The organism is Gordonia sp. 'Campus' (assembly GCF_022206305.1).
GTDB lineage: Bacteria > Actinomycetota > Actinomycetes > Mycobacteriales > Mycobacteriaceae > Gordonia.
Map to the genome: position 1 here is coordinate 26,803 of NZ_JAKOIW010000001.1, position 21,555 is coordinate 48,357.

A 21,555-nucleotide genomic window follows, 5' to 3' on the forward strand; every position below is an offset into this window, starting at 1 on the left:
CGCATGACTGCTACGACATGCGTTCGGGCACAGCACAGGCGAGGCCGTCGGACATCCCGGTGGGCCGAACGCCCAGTGACTGATTCAGACGAGCCCGCTGGTTCTCCCATGCGACGGTCATCGCGAGCTCGACGATCTGGGTCTCCGACAGATGTTCGGCCAGCCGGCCCCGCAGCTCGGCGAGGTCCTCGCCCACCGCGGGGGTCAGGGTCATAGCCTCGGCGTAGCCGATGACGAGCTTCTCCAGCTCGGTGTACGCAGCCGACTCCCGATACCGCGGCAGATCGCGGAGCTGCCGCTCGGTGATGCCCGCTCCCGTCGCGAGTGCCGAACCGATGTCGAGGCAGAACTCGCAACTGACCAGGCCGGCCGTTTTCAGTTCGGCCAGCTCCTTGAGTTTCGGGTCCATCCGATTCGACAGCAGCAGTGCCGATTCCATGCCCATCGTCGCACCGGCGACGAGGGGTCGTCGTGCCAGATGGCCGACGAGTTCGGCGCGATGTCGCCGCGCCCGCCCCATCGCGCGAAGATAGTTCCTCATCCGGTGCAGTGCCCTCATCGTCCGTCCTTCCGGAGCCGATTGCCGACCGTTACGCACCTCATCGTGCGCCGATGCGACCCCGGTGTAAACGTCCTATCGCTCACAAACACCGTCATTCACAAACACCGCGGGCGGGACAGGGTTAGCACCCTGTCCCGCCCGCGGCGGATCATGTTGCGACTATCAGGCCTTGCGCACCGAGTTGATCGTCTTCTCCACTTCCCAGAAGGCGCGCAGCGCCGACAGCTTCCCGTCGGCGTCCGCCCGATACGTGAAGACACCCCGCGCCTCGGAGACGTGGCCGGCGATGTGGGTGACGATGCTGCCGATGTAGGCGACCTCGTTCCCGCAGATGATCTCCTCGTCGAACCGGAAGTCGATGTTCTCGGTCGTCCCGATCGACTTGTCCCAGAACTCGGAGATCGCCTCGTGTCCACGGAATCCGGCGCCGTCCGGGTCGAACATCGACGGACCGACCGGGTCCTCCACCGTGGCGTCCACGGCGAAGTTGTCGATCCACGCCTGCTTGTCCCGTGACGCCACGAACTCGCGCGAACGACGACCCGCCATGACTGCGGGATGATTCTCCCGGTCGATGCCGAGGTAGGCCGGCTGCTGTCCGGCGGTCTCCTCCGCTGCGGTCACTTCGTGCCGTAGTCGACGCGGAGTTCCTTGACCCCGTTGATCCAACCGTGCCGCAGGCGGCGCGGTGCGTCGAGCTTGGTGATGTCGGGCACCATGTCGGCGAGCGCATTGAACATCAGGTTGATCTCCATCCGCGCGAGGTTCGCGCCGACGCAGAAGTGCGCACCGTTGCCGCCGAACCCGACGTGCGGGTTCGGGTCACGCATGATGTTGAACGAGAACGGATCGTCGAAGACGTCCTCGTCGTAGTTCGCCGAGCCGTAGAACATGCCGACGCGCTCGCCCTTCGCGATGTGGACGCCGCCGATCTGCGTGTCCCGCTTGGCAGTCCGCTGGAAGCAGTTCACCGGGGTCGCCCATCGGACGATCTCGTCGACCGCGGTCGCCGGACGCTCCTTCTTGAACAGCTCCCACTGGTCGGGGTTGTCCAGGAAGGCATTCATCCCGTGGCTGATGGCATTGCGGGTGGTCTCGTTACCGGCCACGGTCAGGAGGATGAAGAAGAACCCGAACTCGGTCTCGTCGAGCGACTGCCCGTCGATGTCGGCGTTCACCAGCGTGGTGACGATGTCCTCGCCGGGGTTCTTGCGCTTCTCCTCGGCCATCGTGTAGCCGTAGCCGAGGATCTCGGCATTCGCCTGCTGCGGGTCGGTGGTGTAGTCCGGGTCGTCGGCGTTCATCATCGAGTTCGACCAGTCGAACAGCTTCTCCCGGTCCACCTCGGGCACACCGAGGAGATCGGCGATGGCCAGCAGGGGGAGGTCGACGGCGACGTCCTTGACGAAGTCGCCGCTGCCCTTCTCCGCGGCCCGCCTGACGATCTCGCGCGCGGCGTCGTCGAGCTTCTCCTCGAGGGAGTGCACGGCACGCGGCGTGAACAACTTGGAGACCAGCTTGCGCAGGCGCGTGTGCTCCGGCGGATCGTGGTTGATCAGCAGCGCCTTGGTGATCTCGATCTGATCGGCGGTCATGTCGTCCTCGAAACGCATGATCACGCCGTTGGCGTTGGTTTCCCAGTCGTCGTTGTTCTTCGAGATCTCGCGGACGTGGGCGTGCTTGGAGATCACCCAGTAGCCACCGTCGTGGAACCCGCCGCCCTTTCCGGGCGCCTGGGCATTCCACCAGACGGGTGCGGTCTTGCGCAGTTGCGCGAATTCCTGCACGGGGATTCCCTTTTCGAGCAGATCAGGGTTGGTGAAATCCCACCCTTCCTGCTGCATGAACGGGCACTCCGCGACGACGTCGGGAGGGCTCGCGTGCGCAGAATCCGCCGTGGTCGGCTCGCTGCCGATCGGGGCGCTCTGGGCCTGGGTCACGTCACACCACCTCGCTGTGAGATTTAGAACCTGTTTCAATCACATTGAAGCACACTGTGACCCATTCGACACCCCTAGACGAGAACTTGTTCTAGTTTTGTTCCCGGCTCGTTGCCCCCACCTGCGACGTTCTCCGGCAGATTCGCTCACATTTGCCATCGTGCAGCGCAGACACACGACGCCGGACGGCGTCCCGAGGTGTCATCGGGGGACACGTCCAGGGCCCACCATAGACGCAAACATAGAACGTGTTCTAGCGTGATCTCAGCGGCCTCGACGCCCTGTCGTCAGGCCATACTCTGTGGGCAACGGAGTTCACCGAGACCAACGAAGGAGTGACCATGGGCGTTCCGGTCATCGTGCAGGCGGCGCGTACGCCGATCGGCAAGCGTGGCGGATGGCTGTCAGGACTACATGCCGAGGAGCTCCTCGGCATGACCCAGCGCGGGGTACTCGACAAGGCCGGCATCGATCCCGCACTCGTCGAGCAGGTCATCGGCGGTTGTGTCACCCAGGCCGGCGCGCAGGCCGGCAACATCACCCGCAAGGCGTGGCTGTCGGCGGGCCTTGCCGAGGCGACGGGCGCCACCACCATCGACGCCCAGTGCGGTTCGGCGCAGCAGGCCAACCATCTGATCGCCGGGCTGATCGCCTCCGACGCGATCGAGGTCGGCCTGGCCTGTGGTGTGGAGACGATGTCGGTCGTCCCGCTGGGGGCCAACGTCGGCACCAACGCCGGGCCGTACCACGCGGAGTCGTGGGACGTCGACATGCCCAATCAGTTCGAGGCCGCCGAGCGCATCGCGAAACGTCGCGGCATCACACGCGCCGACATCGACGGGCTCGGCGAGCGCAGCCAGCGCCTCGCGCGCCAGGCGTGGGACGAGGGCCGGTTCGATCGCGAGGTGTTGACGCTGAAGGCACCCGAGCGGACCAAAGAGGGCGAGCTCACCGGCAACATCCTGGACGTCAGCCGGGACCAGGGTCTGCGTGACACCACCCTCGAGTCGTTGTCGGCACTCAGGCCCGTCCTCGACGATGGCATCCACACCGCGGGTACCTCGTCGCAGATCTCCGACGGCGCGGCCGCGGTGCTGATCATGGACGAGTCCAAGGCGCGTGAGCTGGGCCTGACCCCGCGTGCTCGCATCCGGTCGCAGGCACTGGTCGGCGCGGAACCGCACTTCCACCTCGACGGCCCGGTTCAGGCGACCGAACGCGTGCTGGCGAAGTCGCGGATGTCGTTGTCCGACATCGACGTCGTCGAGATCAACGAGGCGTTCGCGTCGGTGGTGTTGAGCTGGGCTCAGGTCCACGGCGCGGACATGGACAAGGTGAACGTCAACGGCGGCGCCATCGCCCTCGGCCACCCGGTGGGCAGTACCGGGTCCCGCCTGATCACGACCGCACTGCACGAGCTGGAACGTCGGGACGGTCAGACCGCCCTGATCACCATGTGCGCGGGCGGAGCGATGGCCACCGGCACGATCATCGAGCGGATCTGATGCCCGCCTTCGATCCGAACAACAAGCCGGCGCAACTGGATTCACCTGTCGTCAGCAAGTTCATCAAGCTGGGTTCCAAGGCGAACACGGCGCTGTACAAGGCGACCGGCGGCCGGGTCGGCGGCACGTGGCGCGTGGGCGCGGGCCTCCGCAAACCGGCGCCGGTGTGCCTGCTGACGACGATCGGCCGCAAGTCGGGTCAGCCGCGCACGGCTCCGCTCATCTACCTACGCCGCGGCGACTCGTTCGTCGTCGTGGCGTCGCAGGGCGGCTCGGCGAAGCACCCCGCGTGGTACCTCAACCTCCGGGACAACCCGAAGGTCGAGATCCAGCTCGGCAAGGAGAAGTACGACCTCGTCGCGCGCACGGCCACCGATGCCGAACGCGCCGACCTGTGGCCGGATCTGGTCGACACCTATGCCGACTACGACACCTACGCTGCCTGGACGGAGCGGACGATCCCGGTGGTCATCTGCGAACCGGCCGCCTGAGCGAGTCCGCTCCCGTCCACCGGAGACACAGACGGAGCGGACGATCCCGGTGGTCATCTGCGAACCGGCCGCCTGAGCGAGTCCGCTCCGGGCTACCGCCGCAGCCACCCCGCGGACTCGCGCCCGGTCCAGTTCGCGAGTCGCTCGGTGGGTCCGGCCTCGGGCCGCGGCTCGACGACGGGGCCGAACGGGACACCGGGATCGGTGCGGATCGCGGCCGGGATGAACTGGTGGGCCACCCCGAGCGTCGTCTCGGCCAGTTGGGCGTCGGCCTCGGCGGGCCGACCGGTGGCGACCGCCAGATCCCAGCCGTGGACGAGGGTTTCGCTGACATAACCCCACAGGGCGCCGGCGCCCGGGACCTCTCCCCAGGGCACCTGGACCATCGCGGAGAGCTTGGCGTCATCCGACCACGAGTCGAGCGCCCGGTCGATGAAGGCCGCGTAGGTCCGGGCGTCGAACTGCTCGGCGATCGACGCCATCGTGCGGATGTCGACACCCTCGGCCAGCGCGGCCGCGCGCTCCGCGACGGCGACGAGGTGCGCCGACAGGGTTCGCACGTCGAAGTCGTCGCAGGGCGTCGGCGAATCGAGCTGGTCGTCGGACACTCCCTCGAGCAGTTCCACGACCCATGCGGTGGCGGCGCGGAACGCCGGCCGGGGGTCGTCGAAGGCAGGTGTCGCCTCCGGAGTGGGTGCAGAGTTGGCGGTCGGTGCGCTCATGGCGGGGTCCTCTCATGGTCTTCTCGGGTACGCAGACCAGTGAAGTCCTGATACACGACACCTTCTGTCATGTATTTCCGGAAGAATCTTTCCCGTGCGCGCCGAACGCCTCATCGCCCTGCTCATGGTGCTGAAAAAGCACGACCGGGTCACCGCCGCGGTACTGGCGGACGAGCTCGGGGTCTCCGAGCGCACCGTGCTGCGTGACATCGACGCGTTGTCCCTGTCCGGAGTCCCGGTGTACGCCGAGCGGGGACGCCACGGTGGTTTCGCGCTCGTGCCCGGGTACCGCACCGACCTCACCGGCCTGACCATCGACGAGGCGACCTCCCTCCTCGCCGGGACGGGCCGCTTGGACTCCCCCGCGTTCACCAGCGCGATGCGGAAGGTGACCGCGGCACTGCCGGAGTCGTACCGCGGCCACGCGGTCCGCGCCGCCCAGCGAGTACTGGTCCGGCCGGAAGGCTTCGTCCGCGCACCCGAGCAACTGGAGTCGCTCGATGCCGTGCAGACCGCTGTCCTCGAGGGACGTCGGATGCGCATGCGGTACCGCCGGCGGGGCGCGGACGAGGCCCGCGAGCACGTCCTCGACCCGATCGGTCTCATCGTGGCCGGCGACACCTGGTATCTCGTCGCCTCCGGACGACGCCCGGGGACCACCGAATCGGCCGCCACTCGGAAGGACGGATCGGGAAAGGGTTCCGACGAACGGATGTACCGCATCTCCAGGATGAGCGATGTCGAGATCCTCGACGAACCGGCACAACGCGACGACGACGTCGACCTCGTCGCGATCTGGGAACGACGCCGCGACGCCTTCCGCAGCTCGTTCGAGCCCGTCGACGTCGTCGTCGACTGCTCCGCCGACGATGCCGATCGCCTCGGGATGATCGCCACCGCCGTCGGCACGACTCCCCGGCCGGGTGACCGTTGCCACCTCGAACTCCACTTCGCCGACCATCGACATGCCACGCGTGCCCTGTGGACGTCGATGTTCGATCACGATCTCGTGGTGGTGGAGCCGAGGTGGCTGCGGGACGCCCTGTCCGATCGCGCCCGGTCGATCGCACGCGCAACCGGGCCGACCGCGGTTGCACCGAACGAATGAATCCCCTGGCGACGCCCTCGACCCTGTGATCTGCTGTGCAGATGTTCGGAGTACTCACTCCTTGTCGCCACGCCCTCGACGACGAATTGATGGACCAGTGGCGCTCGCACCTGTGCGGAGTCTGCCTGTCGCTGCGGAACAATCACGGTCAGACGAGCCGACTCACCGTGAACACCGATGCGGTGATGGTCTCGATACTCACCGCGGCGCAGTCCTCCGCGGAATGTGCCTCGACCGAGGCCGGACGCTGTCCGCTCCGTGGAATGCGCACCGCGACAGTCGTGTCCGCGGACGAACCCGGAGTGCGTCTCGCCGCGACCACGTCACTGACCCTCGCCGCGGCCAAGGCCACCGACGTCAGCAACGAGCAGGACCATGCCCTCGCTCCCCGAACACGGCTGCGCGCCGGCGTCGCCGGGCGTGCCGGCCGATACCTGCGGCGGCGGGCCGGGACCGATACCGCCGTCGCTGCCGGTCTCGACGTCGACGGCGTGCTCACGACGCTCGCCCGACAGGCGGAGGTCGAGTCGTCGAGCAGGATTCTCGACGACCTCACGAGCGCCTCGGCAGACGCTGCGGCGCAGGTGTTCTCCGCGTCGGCGATGCTGGCGGGTGTGCCCGGCAACCGAGACGCGCTGGAATCGATCGGTGCCGACTTCGGCCGCATCGCGCACCTTCTGGACGCTGTCGACGACTACGACTCCGACGATCGCGAGGGCCGATTCAACCCGCTGCGTGCAACCGGCACGCCGCCGGCCGCCGCGCTGGACGACTGCCGGCGTCTCGCCGCCACCATCCGGAAGCGCTACGCCGACCTCACCCTCGTCGACGACAGGCTCCTGCGCGTCGTATTGCTCGACGGGTTGCGCCACGCCATCCACAAACGGATGCATCGAGAGACCGATCCCTCGATGCCCGTGGCCGATTCACGGACCCAGTGGCCACCACACCGGCCGTTCGGTTACCCCGCCGAGTGGCCGTACCCGCCGCCGTTCAAGCCGGATCGGGCGTTCCACGAACGGCTCCTACCGTTCCTCGGAGTGTCCTGTCTCGGCAAGGCGTGCTGCGTCGATCACTGGAATCACTGCACCGACAAGTACAAGGTCGCTGCGTGCGACGACTGCAATTGCTGCGACTGTTGCGACTGTTGCGATCTGTGACCCGTCGGCCAGGCCGGGCCGTCGATACGACAACCCGTCCTGGCCGCCCCCGTCGTGGTCCCGACCGCGGTACGACCGCCGGCTAGCCGACGCCGCGTTCCGAGTCGGCCCAGTACTGTGCGCGCAGCGCCTTCTTGTCCGGCTTCCCGAGCGCGGTGAGCGGCAGCGCATCGGCGAAGATGACGCGCTTGGGCGACTGCACTGCGCCCTTGCGGTCCTTCACGGACTGTTGGATCTCGGCGGTGATGCGATCTTTCGCCGTATCGTCGGCATCGGCGTCGCCGCGCAGGACGACGATCGCCGTGACCGCCTCCCCCCACTTCTCGTCCGGGACACCGATCACACCGACCTGACCCACCGCCGGATGCTCGGCGACGACATCCTCGACCTCGCGCGGGAACACGTTGAACCCACCGGTGACGATCATGTCCTTCGTGCGGTCGACGATGAACCAGAAGCCGTCCTCGTCCTCGCGGGCGACGTCACCGGTGCGCAACCAGCCGTCGCGGAAGGTGTCCGCGGTCTGCTCCGGCAAACCGAGGTAACCACCCGCGAGAAGTGGTCCGGCGACACAGATCTCACCGGGCTCACCCTGGGGCACCGGCTTGTCGTCGGGACCGAGCAGCGCGGTGCGCAGGAAGGCCGACGGTCGGCCACAACTGCTCAACCGACGCTGGTCCTCGCCGGGACCCGGATGGTCGTCCTTGGCCAGATAGCTGATGACCATCGGGGCCTCGGACTGGCCGTAGTACTGCGCGAAGATCGGCCCGAAACGCTCGATGGCCTCGGCGAGACGTACCGGATTGATCGGCGACGCACCGTAATACACCGTCTCCAGCGACGACAGATCCCGAGTCTTCGAGTCGGGATGATCCATCAATGCGTACAGCATCGACGGGACGAGCATCGTGGCGGTGATCTTCTGCTCCTCGATGGTGCGCAACACCTCGGCGGGGTCGAACTTCGACAGGACCACCATCGATCCGCCCTTCATCAGGGTCGGCACGAAGAAGGCCGCACCGGCATGCGACAGCGGGGTGCAGAGCAGAAACCGCGGATGTTCCGGCCATTCCCATTCCGCGAGCTGGATCTGCGTCATCGTCGACATGGCCCGGGCAGTGCCGATGACACCCTTGGGTTTGCCCGTCGTCCCACCCGTGTAGGTGATCGAGACGACGTGATCGGGCGAGAGATGCGCCGCCGCAAGGGGCTTGGGTTCGAAGTTGTCGGCTTCGGCGATCACGTCGCGCGCGTGGGCGGACAGTTGCTCCGGCACCGGCCCGAGGGTCAGCACCTGTTTGAGGCCCGGGACCCGGTCGAGCAAGGCCACCGCTCGTTCGACGAACATCGGCACCGGATCGATGATGAGTGTCGAGACACCGGCGTCGGACAGAACGTAGGCATGGTCGTCGAGGGAGCCCAGCGGATGCAGTGCGGTGCGGCGCCACCCCTGGGTCTGGCCGGCGCCGATCACGAAGAGAACCTCCGGGCGGTTCAGTGCCAGCAGGCCGACCGCGGTCCCGGTCCCCGCACCCAGGCCCTCGAAGGCCTGGATATACCGACTGATCGACGCGGCCATTTCGCCGCCGGTCATCTCGGTGTCGCCGAGCGACAGCACGGTGCGATCGGCGTGCCGACGGAGAGCAGCGACCATGAGGTCACCCATGTGCGTGCCCCCACGCAGGTGATCGAAGTCTGCCGGTGCTGTCGTCGTACCCTCGTTCGTCATGGTCTACAGACTAGGACGTGTTACAGCTCTAGGGAAGAATCTCCAGCAAAATGGCTGTATATGTAACTAGAACACGTTCCACTACTGGCGCTTTCGCAACGCTTCCGCGCGCTGCGGTCCGCCGCGCGCGGGCCGGATGTTGACCTAGGATCGGGGCATGACTGATCTGGACCTGGCCACCACCCGCCGCGACATCGCCGACGCACTGCTGACCGCGCTCGAACGCCGTCACGAGGTGCTCGACGCCATCGTCGACGCGGAGAACCACGACGAGGCCGTCACCGCGATCGTCGACCTGCTCGGCAAGTCCCGACTCGGCGCCGAGGCCATCCTCGACATGAAGCTCGACCAGCTGACCAAGGACGACCGTCGCCGGAACCAGGCCGAACTCGACGACCTGAACAGCGCCCTCACCTTCACCCTCGCCGAGCGGCCCGCCAGCAGCGGCGACACGCTCGATTTGCGCCCGTTCGATCCGGCGGCCGACGCCGAACTCTTCTCGGCACGCACCGACGAGGTCGGCACGGCAGGCGACGGTTCCGGCGCTCCCGCCGGCGATGTCGCGGCCGAGATCAGCGCGGCGTCGGACCGTATGGCGGCCGAGGAAGCGGTCTGGCTGGTCGCGGTCGAGGGCGATTCCAAGGTCGGTTTCGTCTTCGGCGAGCTCAAGGACGGCGAGGTCGACCTGCGGATCTGGATCCATCCCCGGTTCCGCAAGGCGGGTTACGGCACTGCCGCACTGCGCAAGTCGCGTTCGGAGATGGCGGCCTACTTCCCCGGTGTGCCGATGGTCGTGCGCGCACCGGGCGCCTGAGGCCATCGATCGAGCCGTCCGCGGCTCCGGACAGACGTCGACCGCATCGCGCTGACCCGAACCACTTACCCGGGTCAGCGCGGCATCGGCCTGGGCACCCCGAAATGCGCGACGATCGCGCGGATTCGGTTCTCCTCGTCGACGACGAACGTCTCCGACACCGTCGCGCCGAGCCGGAGCGGCTTGGGGTGGACGTGCACGACGTAGCGGGTCACGACGGTGTGGCCGTCGACGGTTGCGGTGAAGTCCGAGATCCGGTGGATGAGGCGGAACTGCGGCCCTCGGGCGAGACTCCTGGCGATGTGGCCTCCGTTGCGCCCGGTCCGGATCCCGAATTCCACACGGGTGCAGTCCGGATGGAGCCGCACGTCCGACGGGTCATGGCTCACCAGGGCCTCGACGTAGGCACGTGCCGCCGCAATCCGCTCGGCGGAGTGGTCCGCTGCCGGGGTCACCGCGCTCCATAGACAGGCATCGGAACGGGCGCCTTGTCCAGGATCTCCGCGACGACGGGACCGAGCTCGGCGACCTCCCACCGAGATCCCTTGTCGCGCTCGATGCTTCGCTGCCAACCATCGGCCACCGAGATCTTGCCGCCCTCGACTTCGAAGACCCGGCCGGTCACCGAACCGGCCTCGGGCGATCCCAGCCACACGACCAGCGGCGAGATGTTCGCGGGATCCATCGCGTCGAACGAGCCGTCCGCGGGCGCTGCCATCTGCGCGGCCATCGCCTCACCCGCCCCCATCGTCATCTGGGTGCGCGCGGCGGGCGCGATCGCGTTGACGGTGACACCGTAGGAGCCGAGCTCGGCCGCCGCCTGGATGGTCAGGGCCGCGATACCGGCCTTGGCCGCCACGTAGTTGCCCTGCCCCACCGAGCCGTACAGTCCGGCACCGGAACTCGTGTTGATGATGCGCGCCTGCGGGGTCTCCCCCGATTTGGCGAGTGCCCGCCAGTGCGCGGCGGCGTGCCTCAACCCGACGAAGTGCCCCTTGAGGTGCACGCGGACGACCGCATCCCATTCGTCTTCGGAGAGCGAGACCAGCATGCGGTCGCGAACGAACCCCGCGTTGTTGACCAGTACATCGAGACGGCCGAACTCACCGAGCGCGGTCTCGACCATGGCGGCCCCGGACTCCCAGTCGGCGACGTCGCCTACCGAGGCGACGGCTTCTCCTCCCGCGGCGACGATCTCGTCGACCACCTCGGTGGCCGGGTCCTCGGCGTAGTCGTTGACGACGACCTTGGCACCGTCGGCGGCGAAGGCGAGGGCATGCGCGCGTCCGATGCCCTGGCCCGCTCCCGTCACGATGACGACGCGGCCCTCATTCGTTTTGCTGGTCACACTGGTTCCTTTCTGGACTGCACGGGCCTGAACTGCACGGGTCTTGCGACGACTGCACTGCGACAGTTGTTCTCGGGCGTCTTCGTCCTCAGACTGCGTTACCGGCGGTCGCGGCGTCGAGAAACGCCGGTTTCTCACCTCCGCCGTGAACGGTGAGTGTCGATCCGCTGATGTATCCGGCCAAGGGCGACAGGAGAAATGCCACGGCGTTGCCGACGTCGGCGGGTGTCGCCATCCGGCCCATCGGGATCGTCGCGCCGACAGCCTCCACCCCGGCGTCGTCACCGTAGTGCAGGTGCGACAGCTCGGTGACCACCGGACCGGCCACCACCGAGTTCACCCGCACCCGCGGGGCCCACTCGACGGCGAGCGAGGTCATGAGGTTGTCGAGACCAGCCTTGGCCGCCCCGTAGGCCGAGGTCCCCGGCGACGGACGATGTCCGCTCACACTCGAGACGTTGACGATCGCACCGCCCTCGTCCTGCGTCTGCATCACGGCGTTGGCCGCACGGGCCACGGCCAGCGGGGCCAGCAGATTGAGATCGACGATCTTGCCGGTGAACCGGGCCGAGGCGTCGGCGGCCAGGGCGAACGGTGAACCGCCGGCGTTGTTGACCACACCGTCGATCCGCCCGGCCCGTCCGACGATCTCCTCGACCATCGCGTCGACTGCTGCGGCGTCACGGACGTCGCAGGCGACGAAGGCGACCTCGCGCAGGTCGTCGGCGACTTTGTCGGCACTGCGGCCGCAGATCACCGGGCGGGCCCCGAGTGAGGCCAGGACACGGGTGATCCCGGCGCCCACTCCTCGTCCGCCACCGGTGACCAGGACGACCTTCCCGACCAGGCCCAGCTCGACCTGTGACTGCGTCTGCATGGGTGCTACCCTACCAAACAACCAAGCACTTGCTTGGTGCGCTTTCCACAGTCCGCGGACTGTCCGAGCCGCCTCTGAGAGGAGCCCGCGTGCCGATCACCACGACACGTTCCGAGACCGGGATCGTGACGGTCACCGTCGACTACCCGCCGGTCAACGCGCTGCCATCGGCCGCGTGGTTCGAGCTCGGCGATGCCATCACCGCCGCCGGTGCGGACCCGACCACCCACGTGGTGATCCTTCGCGCCGAAGGTCGCGGCTTCAACGCCGGCGTCGACATCAAGGAGATGCAGGCGACCGATGGCTTCGACGCACTCATCGGGGCCAACCGCGGATGCGCCGCGGCGTTCGCCGCCGTGTACGACTGCGCCGTGCCGGTGGTCGTGGCCGTCAACGGATTCTGCGTCGGTGGCGGGATCGGTCTGGTCGGCAACGCCGACGTCATCGTCGCCTCCGACGACGCGGTGTTCGGCCTCCCCGAGGTCGACCGTGGAGCACTCGGCGCCGCAACACATCTCGCGCGACTCGTGCCGCAACACATGATGCGCACGCTCTACTTCACCGCGAAGAACGTGACCGCCCAGCAACTCGAGCATTTCGGTTCGGTCTACCGCGTGGTGCCACGCGAACAACTGCTCGACGCCGCGCTCGAGGTCGCCGAGGCCATCGCCGCCAAGGACACCCGGGTGATCCGGGCGGCGAAGGAGGCGATCAACAACATCGATCCCGTCGACGTCAAGGCGAGCTACCGGCTCGAGCAGGGGTACACCTTCGAGCTGAACCTCGCGGGTGTCGCCGACGAACACCGGGATGCGTTCGTCTCGACCGGAAAACCGCTCGCCGCCAACACGTCCGGCTCGACACCCGATGGAGGGCACGCCTGAGATGGCCACCGACAAGACAAGCACCTTCGACGACGTCATCGCCGAACTCCGCGACGGCATGACCATCGGCATCGGCGGTTGGGGATCGCGGCGCAAGCCGATGGCCCTGGTCCGCGCGATCGCCCGCTCCGACGTCAAGGACCTCACCGTGGTGACCTACGGCGGCCCCGACCTCGGAGTGCTGTGCGCTGCAGGCAAGGTGCGCCGCGCGTACTACGGTTTCGTCTCACTCGACTCGGCGCCGTTCTACGACCCGTGGTTCGCGAAAGCCCGCACCAACGGTGAGATCGAGGTGCGCGAGATGGACGAGGGCATGGTCAAGTGCGGCCTCGAGGCGGCCGCCGCGCGCCTGCCGTTCCTGCCGATCCGCGCCGGACTCGGGTCGGATGTGCTGCGCTTCTGGGAGGGCGAACTCAAGACCGTCGAGTCCCCCTACCCCGATGCCGACGGCCGCACCCAGACGCTGGTCGCGATGCCGGCACTGAAGCTCGACGCCGCCTTCGTCCACCTGGACCTGGCCGACGCCCACGGCAACGCTGCCTACACCGGCGTCGACCCCTACTTCGACGACCTCTACTGCGCGGCCGCCGAGCGTCGCTACCTCGAAACAGATCAGATCGTCTCCACGGAGGTACTGGTCAAGACAGTTCCGCATCAGCGTCTTCTGTTGAATCGCATGAACGTGGACCGGGTTGTCCACGCGCCGAACGGGGCGCATTTCACTTTGACGGGCGCCGGGAGCGGAGCGAGCGGGCCCAATGGCACAGCCGAGTACGGGCGGGACGAGAAGTTCCAGCAGTTCTATGTGGCCTCGGCCAAGGAACCCGAGACCTGGGATGCGTTCTCCCGCCGGTTCCTCCAGGTCGACGAGGAGACCTACCAGCGCGAGGTCACCGCGTGGCAGGCCGAGCAGAAGGAGAACGAGCAGTGAGCACCGCCGAGACCCAGGCGTCCACGGACGTCACGCGCGCCGAGTACTGCGTCATCTCCTGCGCCGAGATCTTCTCCGGGGCAGGCGAGATCATGGCATCGCCGATGGCGCCCACTCCCCTGCTCGGTGCCCGCCTGGCACGCCTCACCACCGAGCCCGACCTGCTGATCACCGACGGTGAGGCGCTGATCCTGGCCGACACGCCGCCGATCGGCAAGACCGGACCGATCGAGGGGTGGATGCCGTTCCGCAAGGTCTTCGACGTCGTCGCGTCGGGGCGCCGTCATGTGGTCATGGGCGCCAACCAGATCGACCGTCACGGCAATCAGAATCTGTCGGCGTTCGGACCACTGCAGCACCCGACGCGCCAGATGTTCGGTGTTCGTGGCGCGCCCGGTAACACCATCAACCACCCGACGAGCTACTGGGTGCCGCGGCACACGGCGCGCGTCTTCGGCGAGTCCGTCGACATCGTGTCCGGAGTCGGTTTCGACAAGGTCGATGCCGACAACCCGGCCTTCGACGACCTGAACATCCACCGCGTCGTCACCAATCTCGGCGTGTTCGACTTCGGCGGTGAGGGCCACACGATGCGAGCCCTCTCGCTGCATCCGGGAGTCACCGCCGACGAGGTCGCCGAGAACACCGGTTTCGAGATCGCCGGCCTCACGGACGCACCCGAGACACGTCGCCCCACCGATGAGGAACTCGCGCTCATCCGCGACGTCCTCGACCCGAAGGGCGTCCGCAACAAGGAAGTCCGATGACCGGACCCACCACTGCGCAACCGAGCCCGGCCCGCGCAGCCGGATTGTCGACCCGTTTCACCGAACTCGTGGGCATCGAGTACCCGATCGTGCAGACCGGGATGGGCTGGGTGTCCGGGCCGTCGTTGACCTCGGCGACGTCGAACGCCGGCGGACTGGGAATCCTGGCGTCGGCGACGATGACCTTCGTCGAACTCGAGACGGCGATCGCGAAGACGAAGACGCTGACCGACAAGCCCTTCGGCGTGAACATGCGCGCCGACGCGACAGACGCCCCTGAGCGGATCGACCTGCTGATCCGCGAGGGCGTCAAGGTCGCATCGTTCGCGCTGGCCCCCAAACCGGAACTCATCGCGAAGCTGAAGGACAACGGGATCGTGGTGATCCCGTCGATCGGTGCCGCCAAACACGCGGTCAAGGTCGCGTCGTGGGGCGCCGACGCGGTGATCGTGCAGGGCGGCGAAGGTGGCGGCCACACCGGACCCGTCGCGACCACCCTGCTGTTGCCGTCGGTTCTGGATGCGTTGTCGGCCAAGGGGATCGACATGCCGGTGGTCGCCGCCGGCGGTTTCTTCGACGGCCGCGGCCTCGCCGCGGCGCTGGCCTATGGCGCCCAGGGCGTCGCGATGGGTACGCGCTTCCTGCTCACCTCCGACAGTGCCGTGCCCGACTCGGTCAAACAGGAGTACCTCGGTCGCGGACTCGGCGACACCGTCGTGTCGGTGAAGGTCGACGGCATGCCGCACCGGGTGCTGCGGACCCCACTCGTGGAGGCCCTCGAAAGCGGAAGCCCGGTGCGCGCTCTCGTGGCCGCCGCGCGCAACGCCAACGAGTTCAAGCAGATGACCGGCATGCGCTGGACCACGATGCTCAAAGACGGTCGCACGATGAAGAAGTCGGGCGAACGCTCCTGGCAGCAGGTCATCATGGCGGGCAACACCCCCATGCTGCTCAAGGCCGGTCTCGTCGAGGGCGACACCCGCGCCGGCGTACTCGCCTCCGGTCAGGTGGTCGGGATGATCGAGGACCTGCCGAGCTGTGACGAGTTGATCCAGTCGATCATGGCGCAGGCGCACGAACGGTTGAAGACGCTCGGCTCGTTGGGTTAGGCGCTCCGGCCCGGGCCTTCGTGGCTCGTCGCTTGCGCTCCTCGCACCTCAGGCGGCACAAAGGGGCCGTCACCCCCGCCCCCTGAGGGGCCCGGAGCGTGCGGAGGGCCGTCACCCCCGCCCCCTGAGGAGGCCCGGAGCGTGCGGAGGGCCATCACCCACGCCCCCTGAGGGGCCCGGAGCGTGCGGAGGGCCGTCACGAAGGGTCCGGTAGGTTCGCAAGCGTGTCTACCCCGGATGTCCTGCGCCTGGATTCGGTCGGCTTCGTGCGGCAGTCCCGCGCGATCCTCACCGACATCGACCTCACCATCCGTGCCGGCGAGCGATGGGCGCTCATCGGCCCGAACGGCGCGGGCAAATCGACGATCCTGAGCCTGTGCGGCGCCGAACAACACCCGACGTCCGGAACGGTCCATGTCCTCGGACATCAGCTGGGGCGGGTCGAGATCCGGAAACTGCGTGAGTCCATCGGCCACGTGAATCCGCGGCATCCGTTGCGATCGCCGCTGTCCATCCGCGAGGTCGTGCTGACCGGCGCGACCGGTACCACCGAGCTGATGGATCGCCGGAAGCCCGCGCCGGAGACACTCGTCCGCGCCGACGAGCTGATCGAGATGCTCGGCTTGAGCGCGCTCGCGTCGGCGCCGTGGACCAATCTGTCTCAGGGCGAACGCGGCCGGACGCTGATCGCCCGCGCGCTGCTGTCCGATCCGCGGCTCCTGCTGCTCGACGAGCCGTCGACCGGCCTCGATGTGGCCGCGCGCGAGCAACTCCTGCAGACAGTCGACCGATTGCACCGCACGCACCCGGACCTCGCGACCGTACTGGTCACCCACCACCTCGAGGAACTGCCCGAGACGACGACGCACGCCGTGCTGGTGACCGGTGGCCGGATCCTCGCCGCGGGTCCCGTCGACGAGATCCTCACCACCGCGCTGGTGACCGAATGCTTCGACTACCCGATCGAGATCGCCCACCAGGAGGGGCGGTGGTCGGCACGCGGGGTCGCCGCCCCCTGACCTACGAGGTTCGGCTCCGCTTGCTCCCTGAGGTGCGAGCGAAGCGAGCCACGAAGGGTCTCGCAACGTCTCTCGCCAGCCCCTTCGAGGCTCGTCGCTATCGCTCCTCGCACCTCAGGGAGCAGGTGCGGCACGGCTACCACTCCTCGCACCTGAGGGAGCAGAGAGTTAAGCCGACGGCGTCAGCGTCCAGCCGGCAGCGGCGGTGCGCTGGTTCCAGAACTCCGTGTATCGGCCACCGCGGGTGAGCAGTTCGTCGTGCGTGCCGATGTCGTCGACACCGCCCTGATCGTCGAGGACGACGATCTGGTCGGCGGCGATCACCGTCGAGAGCTTGTGCGCGATGACGAGCACGGTGCTGTCGTCGGCGAGTCGGCGGATCGACTCGGCCACATGCGATTCGTTCTCCGGGTCGAGCGCGCTCGTCGCCTCGTCGAACAGCACGATCGGGGCGTTCTTGAGCAACGCGCGAGCGATCGAGACCCGTTGACGCTCACCACCGGACAGTGCTGAACCGCCCTCGCCGACGACGGTGTGCCAACCATCGGGCAGGCGGTCGACGATCGAGGTGACGCCCGCGGTCTCGGCCGCGGCGCGGATCTCGTCGTCGGACGCATCGGGGCGGCCGAGTTTGATGTTCTCCCACAGGGTGTCGTCGAAGAGGTAGACGTCCTGGAACACCTGTGACAGCTGCCCCATCAGGGCACCGGTCTCCTGCTCCCGCACGTCGACGCCACCGACCTTCACGACGCCGCCGTCGACGTCGTAGAACCGGGCGATGAGACGGAAGATCGTCGACTTCCCCGAACCGGACGGCCCGACGAGCGCCGTCATCGTGCCCGGGCGGGCGCGCAGGGAGACGTTGCGCAGAACCGGGGTGTCGGCGTCGTATCCGAAGGCCACAGCATCGAGTTCGACCGCGCCGGGCTCGGTGATCGGGGCCGGTTGTTCGGGGGCCGGCATGCGTTCGGTGTCGAGAACGCCGGTGATGCGGTTGATCTCGTCGGTCGACATCCGCAGCGTCGACCCGAGTTCCGCGAGTTCACCGATCGGGCCGAAGAATCGGGCCGCGAGGCCGAACACGGCGACGAGCAGCGCCGGCTCGATGTGGCCGGCCACCGCCAGCCATGCACCGAGTGCGAGCACCGCACTGAAGACGACCTGCACCGAGAGACCGTTGAGCAGGATGCCGAGGATGGAGCGCCACAGCATCGACTTGCCCACGCGCGCCTGCTGTCCCAGCGCCTCGGCGAGCGGTGCATGTGCGGAGTCGGCGTCGCCGAAGGCCCGCAGGACCGCCTGGCATCGAGCAAACTCCAGGACCCGGTTGTTCACCTTGACGGCTTCGGCACGCTTGCGCCCCTCGGACTTCGCGAGGAAGGAGCTCGACAGCTTGCCGACGTACATCAGGACCAGCGTGCCGACCACCATGAGAAGGCCGATGCGCCAGTCGAACACGCAGATGCCGATGACGACGACGACCGAGCTCACCGTGTTGACGACGACGGGGGTGATGTAGTGCGCCCCCGTGCTGCCGACGAACATCGTTCCCTTCACCGCGATCTGGGAGACGTCGCCGATCCGGTCGCGGGTGAACCAGCCCAGCGGCAGCGTGACCATGTGGTCACCGAGGCGGTGATGCAGCATCCGCATCGCGTAGAGCGCCATCGTCATGCCCTTCAAGGACTGGACGTAGGCGCTCACCCCGCAGACGATCACCAGGAACAGCAACGGCCACAACCACTTCGCGGCAGCCGCCAGGTCACCGGTCAGCAGGTGCTCCACAATCGGGACGAGCGTGAGCATCGCCAGGCCCTGCGCGATGCCGTAGACGACCACCCAGGTGAGGAAGACGACCATCCGGGCACGTTCGGAACCCAGGATCGTGTAGAAACCGCGGATCATCGTGCCACCTCGTCACTCGCGACCGCGCCCCGCGCGATCTCTTCGTCCCGCCTCGTGGATCCGGCCTCGTAGGCGGCCCACATCGTCGCGTACAGACCGCCCCTGGCGACCAGCTCGTCCTGACGGCCCTGTTCGACGACCCGCCCGCGATCGAGCACGACGATGTTGTCGGCGGAGGTGATCGAACCGAGTCGGTGCGCGATGACCAGGACGGTGCGGCCGACCATCAGGGCGCCGATCGCCTGCTGGATCTGGGCTTCCGACTCGGGATCGGCGAATGCGGTCGCCTCGTCGAGAACCAGGATCGGGGTGTCGGCGAGCAGCGCACGAGCGATCGACACCCGTTGCGCCTCACCGCCGGAGAAGTGAGCGCCGTCGCCGACCACGGTGTCGTATCCGTCGGGGAGTTCGAGGATGCGGTCGTGGATCTGCGCCGCCCGAGCGGCGTCGTAGACCGTGTCGTCGGCAGCGTCGGGACGCCCGAGACGGATGTTGTCGCGCACCGACATCGTCAGCAGCTGCACGTCCTGCAGCACGAAGCCGACGTGGCGGTACAACTCGGTGGTCGCGATGTCGCGGACGTCGACCCCGCCGATCCGCACGGCGCCGGAGTCGGGGTCGCCGAAGCGCGGTAGCAGGGTGGCCAGCGTCGACTTACCGCTGCCCGAGGGTCCGACGAGCGCCGTGACGGTTCCCTCGGCCAGCGTGACGCTGACATCGTCGAGGGCCTTCACACCTGCGGGCACGCCCAGCCGCGGCGGATAGGTGAAGTGCACGTTCTCGATCCGGACGTCGTGCCCGGCCGGCACCTGGGGGTTCTCCGGGACGGCCAGTTCGGGTTCGGCGAGCAGATCGGCGATGCGCAGTGCCGCGGCCGACGCCTGCTGACGGGTGTGCACCGCGGTGGAGACCGTCAGCAGCGCGGTCGGCAACACCATCGCGATCAGGGTCGAGCCGACCAGCTCGATGGGCGCCACCCAGCCGCGGTCGACGAACCAGTAGCCCACACCGAGGTTGACGAGCAAGATCAGCGGCGCACTGATGAGTACCGTCGTCACCGCCTGCACGCGCAGCATCGGGCCCATGTAGCCGGCGAAGTCGTCGTTGAACTCGTCGGCGGCATCGATGAACCGGCGATGCGCCTTACCCGTCTGCCCGAACGTCTTCACCACCGCGACACCGGAGATGAACTCGACGATCGTCGCGCTGATGCGTGCGACACCCTTGTCCATCTTTTCCATCTCGGTCGTGAGGTCACGAGCCATGTAGGAGTACGTCAACGCGTAGAGCGGCACCGTCGCGACGGCGAGGAGCCCCAGACGCCAGTCGAGGACGAAGCAGTAGATGAGCGCGAAGATCGGCGAGAGGACCGCCGCCGTCGCCTCGACGGTCGCGTGGGCGACGAGATAGTGCAGGTCCGCGACATCGTTCTGCACGGATTTGCGGACCGCGCCCGAGCTCGTGCGACTGAACCAGCCCAGCGGCAGCCGACCGAGCTTGTCGGCGATGCGGATTCGCAGTTGCGCCTGGAGGTCGAGATCGGCGAAGTGCGTGATGGCGAGGGCGAGGAAACTGAATGCGGCTCGCGCGGCGAGGCCGGCGACCACCAGCCACACGACAAGCCACACCCGGCTCGAGTCGACGGGCCCGGGAGCGAGCAGTGTCCGACCGAGTTCGACGATGCCGATGAACGGCACCACGGTCGCCGCGGAGGCGATGATCTGGACCAGCTGGGCCAGCATGGTCCGTGTCTTCACCGGGGCCAGGACATCGGCGAGGGCGGCGGCCTTCGCCTTGGCCTCGGCTCGCGCGGCGGTCCGGGCGGCCTTCGGATCGTCGGGCACGGCCTCGGGGTCCTGGATTGGTGCAGGCGCGGCCAGATCGGTTCCGCCAATTGTCATATGCGCACAATAACGGCCGGACGGCAGCGAAGGAAAGCTACCCTAACTTGGCCGCGGGTCTCACCGCGGGAGAATGCCGTCCAGCACAACCGAGAGGTACTGCTCGGCGATCGCGTCGACCGACATCGACCCGCCCGGCCGATACCACCGCACCGCGACCCACACCGTGTCGCGCATGAAGCGGTAGACGAGCTCGACGTCGAGATCGGCGCGGAACTCACCATCGTCGACGCCGCGCTGCAGCACCGACTGCCAGAGCTGCCGGAACTCGACGTTCAGTTCGGAGATGTAGGCGAAACGGTCCTGCCCCGACAGCCTTTTCGCCTCGTCCTGGTAGATCGCGACCGCGTTGCGCTCGGCGTCGATCGACTCGAAGGAGGCGACCACCAGACCCCGCAGGGTCTCGGTGGCCGATCGACTCGACGCGGCGATCTGCCGGTAGCGGTCGAAGAGATCGTCGAGAAACCGTCGCAGGATCTCGTCGACCATCGACTCCTTGGAGTCGAAGTGGTGGTACAGGCTGCCGGAGAGGATGCCCGCGGCGTCGGCGATGTCGCGGACCGTCGTCGAGCGCAGGCCCTGTTCGGCGAACATCCGCCCGGCCGTGGCGAGCAGTTCGTCGCGACGCGACGAACGTGCCGGTGCATCGGTGCGGCCGTTCGAGGATCTGGCGCCCGTCTCGGCCGGGACGCGCGCGTCTGTCCCACCGCTCGCATCGATCTTGGTCTGACCTCGTGGTGACAAGCGCATCCTCCTGAAGAGCCTGCGCACACCCTAGCAAGC

At 67.7% G+C, this 21,555-nt stretch carries 21 protein-coding genes; 10 read left to right on the forward strand and 11 right to left on the reverse strand.

From position 1 onward, the window contains the following. Positions 1-10: 10 nt before the first annotated feature. From MAY35_RS00130 to MAY35_RS00140, 3 genes are all read right to left on the reverse strand, one after another. Complete coding sequence (locus tag MAY35_RS00130) at positions 11-559, reverse strand: carboxymuconolactone decarboxylase family protein (protein WP_238418604.1); 549 nt, start codon at positions 557-559, stop codon at positions 11-13. A 165-nt stretch (positions 560-724) separates the two neighbouring features. Further along, positions 725-1,186, reverse strand: a complete 462-nt coding sequence (locus MAY35_RS00135; protein WP_238418605.1) for a nuclear transport factor 2 family protein — start codon at positions 1,184-1,186, stop codon at positions 725-727. After that, a complete protein-coding gene (locus MAY35_RS00140) occupies positions 1,183-2,502 on the reverse strand; it encodes a cytochrome P450 (RefSeq protein WP_308192422.1) in 1,320 nt (439 codons plus the stop codon). The genes MAY35_RS00135 and MAY35_RS00140 overlap by 4 nt, the downstream gene beginning before the upstream one ends. Before the next feature lie 341 nt (positions 2,503-2,843). Here MAY35_RS00140 and MAY35_RS00145 point away from each other — a divergent pair, with 341 nt between their 5' ends. Together MAY35_RS00145 and MAY35_RS00150 are read left to right on the forward strand one after the other, a co-directional pair. Then, on the forward strand, positions 2,844-4,007 hold the full coding sequence (locus MAY35_RS00145) for a steroid 3-ketoacyl-CoA thiolase (protein WP_238418606.1): 1,164 nt from the start codon (positions 2,844-2,846) through the stop codon (positions 4,005-4,007). Then, positions 4,007-4,498, forward strand: a complete 492-nt coding sequence (locus MAY35_RS00150) for a nitroreductase family deazaflavin-dependent oxidoreductase (protein ID WP_238418607.1) — start codon at positions 4,007-4,009, stop codon at positions 4,496-4,498. The genes MAY35_RS00145 and MAY35_RS00150 overlap by 1 nt, the downstream gene beginning before the upstream one ends. A 92-nt stretch (positions 4,499-4,590) precedes the next feature. Here MAY35_RS00150 and MAY35_RS00155 read toward each other — a convergent pair whose 3' ends face one another. Further along, positions 4,591-5,220, reverse strand: coding sequence for a TIGR03086 family metal-binding protein (locus tag MAY35_RS00155; RefSeq protein WP_238418608.1), 630 nt, complete (start codon positions 5,218-5,220; stop codon positions 4,591-4,593). A 94-nt stretch (positions 5,221-5,314) separates the two neighbouring features. Between MAY35_RS00155 and MAY35_RS00160 the strand changes: the two genes are divergently transcribed. Continuing rightward, positions 5,315-6,328 carry a YafY family protein gene (locus MAY35_RS00160; protein ID WP_238418609.1) on the forward strand — a complete coding sequence of 338 codons (1,014 nt, stop codon included), beginning with the start codon at positions 5,315-5,317 and terminating at the stop codon, positions 6,326-6,328. A gap of 41 nt (positions 6,329-6,369) precedes the next feature. Continuing rightward, positions 6,370-7,488 carry a DUF5685 family protein gene (locus MAY35_RS00165; protein WP_238418610.1) on the forward strand — a complete coding sequence of 373 codons (1,119 nt, stop codon included), beginning with the start codon at positions 6,370-6,372 and terminating at the stop codon, positions 7,486-7,488. A gap of 82 nt (positions 7,489-7,570) precedes the next feature. Here MAY35_RS00165 and fadD8 read toward each other — a convergent pair whose 3' ends face one another. Next, complete coding sequence (gene fadD8 / locus MAY35_RS00170; protein ID WP_238418611.1) at positions 7,571-9,217, reverse strand: fatty-acid--CoA ligase FadD8; 1,647 nt, start codon at positions 9,215-9,217, stop codon at positions 7,571-7,573. A gap of 157 nt (positions 9,218-9,374) precedes the next feature. Here fadD8 and MAY35_RS00175 point away from each other — a divergent pair, with 157 nt between their 5' ends. Continuing rightward, positions 9,375-10,031 carry a GNAT family N-acetyltransferase gene (locus MAY35_RS00175; RefSeq protein WP_238418612.1) on the forward strand — a complete coding sequence of 219 codons (657 nt, stop codon included), beginning with the start codon at positions 9,375-9,377 and terminating at the stop codon, positions 10,029-10,031. A gap of 74 nt (positions 10,032-10,105) precedes the next feature. Here MAY35_RS00175 and MAY35_RS00180 read toward each other — a convergent pair whose 3' ends face one another. The 3 genes from MAY35_RS00180 to MAY35_RS00190 all read right to left on the reverse strand — a co-directional run bounded on the left by MAY35_RS00180 (position 10,106) and on the right by MAY35_RS00190 (position 12,256). After that, positions 10,106-10,486, reverse strand: a complete 381-nt coding sequence (locus MAY35_RS00180) for a hypothetical protein (RefSeq protein ID WP_238418613.1) — start codon at positions 10,484-10,486, stop codon at positions 10,106-10,108. Then, entirely contained in the window at positions 10,483-11,379 is an 897-nt protein-coding gene (locus MAY35_RS00185; RefSeq protein WP_238418614.1) for an SDR family oxidoreductase, read from the reverse strand. The genes MAY35_RS00180 and MAY35_RS00185 overlap by 4 nt, the downstream gene beginning before the upstream one ends. An 88-nt stretch (positions 11,380-11,467) precedes the next feature. After that, positions 11,468-12,256: an SDR family oxidoreductase gene (locus tag MAY35_RS00190; protein ID WP_238418615.1), complete on the reverse strand. Its 789-nt coding sequence runs from the start codon at positions 12,254-12,256 to the stop codon at positions 11,468-11,470. Between the two features lie 89 nt (positions 12,257-12,345). Here MAY35_RS00190 and echA20 point away from each other — a divergent pair, with 89 nt between their 5' ends. The 5 genes from echA20 (at position 12,346) to MAY35_RS00215 (ending at position 16,966) form a co-directional block, all read left to right on the forward strand. Further along, the gene (gene echA20 / locus MAY35_RS00195) at positions 12,346-13,140 is read left to right on the forward strand and encodes a (7aS)-7a-methyl-1,5-dioxo-2,3,5,6,7,7a-hexahydro-1H-indene-carboxyl-CoA hydrolase (RefSeq protein ID WP_238418616.1); all 795 of its coding nucleotides are present in this window, start codon (positions 12,346-12,348) and stop codon (positions 13,138-13,140) included. A gap of 1 nt (position 13,141) precedes the next feature. Then, positions 13,142-14,071, forward strand: coding sequence for a CoA transferase subunit A (locus MAY35_RS00200; RefSeq protein WP_238418617.1), 930 nt, complete (start codon positions 13,142-13,144; stop codon positions 14,069-14,071). Further along, positions 14,068-14,838, forward strand: a complete 771-nt coding sequence (locus MAY35_RS00205; RefSeq protein WP_238418618.1) for a CoA-transferase subunit beta — start codon at positions 14,068-14,070, stop codon at positions 14,836-14,838. The genes MAY35_RS00200 and MAY35_RS00205 overlap by 4 nt, the downstream gene beginning before the upstream one ends. Beyond that, positions 14,835-15,947, forward strand: a complete 1,113-nt coding sequence (locus MAY35_RS00210; RefSeq protein WP_238418619.1) for a nitronate monooxygenase family protein — start codon at positions 14,835-14,837, stop codon at positions 15,945-15,947. The genes MAY35_RS00205 and MAY35_RS00210 overlap by 4 nt, the downstream gene beginning before the upstream one ends. A gap of 224 nt (positions 15,948-16,171) precedes the next feature. Beyond that, positions 16,172-16,966, forward strand: coding sequence for an ABC transporter ATP-binding protein (locus tag MAY35_RS00215; protein WP_238418620.1), 795 nt, complete (start codon positions 16,172-16,174; stop codon positions 16,964-16,966). Between the two features lie 168 nt (positions 16,967-17,134). Here MAY35_RS00215 and MAY35_RS00220 read toward each other — a convergent pair whose 3' ends face one another. From MAY35_RS00220 to MAY35_RS00230, 3 genes are read right to left on the reverse strand one after another with little or no spacing between them, the layout of a single operon-like run. After that, a complete protein-coding gene (locus tag MAY35_RS00220; protein ID WP_238418621.1) occupies positions 17,135-18,871 on the reverse strand; it encodes an ABC transporter ATP-binding protein in 1,737 nt (578 codons plus the stop codon). Continuing rightward, a complete protein-coding gene (locus tag MAY35_RS00225; RefSeq protein WP_238418622.1) occupies positions 18,868-20,772 on the reverse strand; it encodes an ABC transporter ATP-binding protein in 1,905 nt (634 codons plus the stop codon). The genes MAY35_RS00220 and MAY35_RS00225 overlap by 4 nt, the downstream gene beginning before the upstream one ends. 60 nt (positions 20,773-20,832) lie before the next feature. Continuing rightward, a complete protein-coding gene (locus MAY35_RS00230) occupies positions 20,833-21,516 on the reverse strand; it encodes a TetR/AcrR family transcriptional regulator (RefSeq protein ID WP_281063071.1) in 684 nt (227 codons plus the stop codon). Positions 21,517-21,555 lie beyond the last annotated feature (39 nt).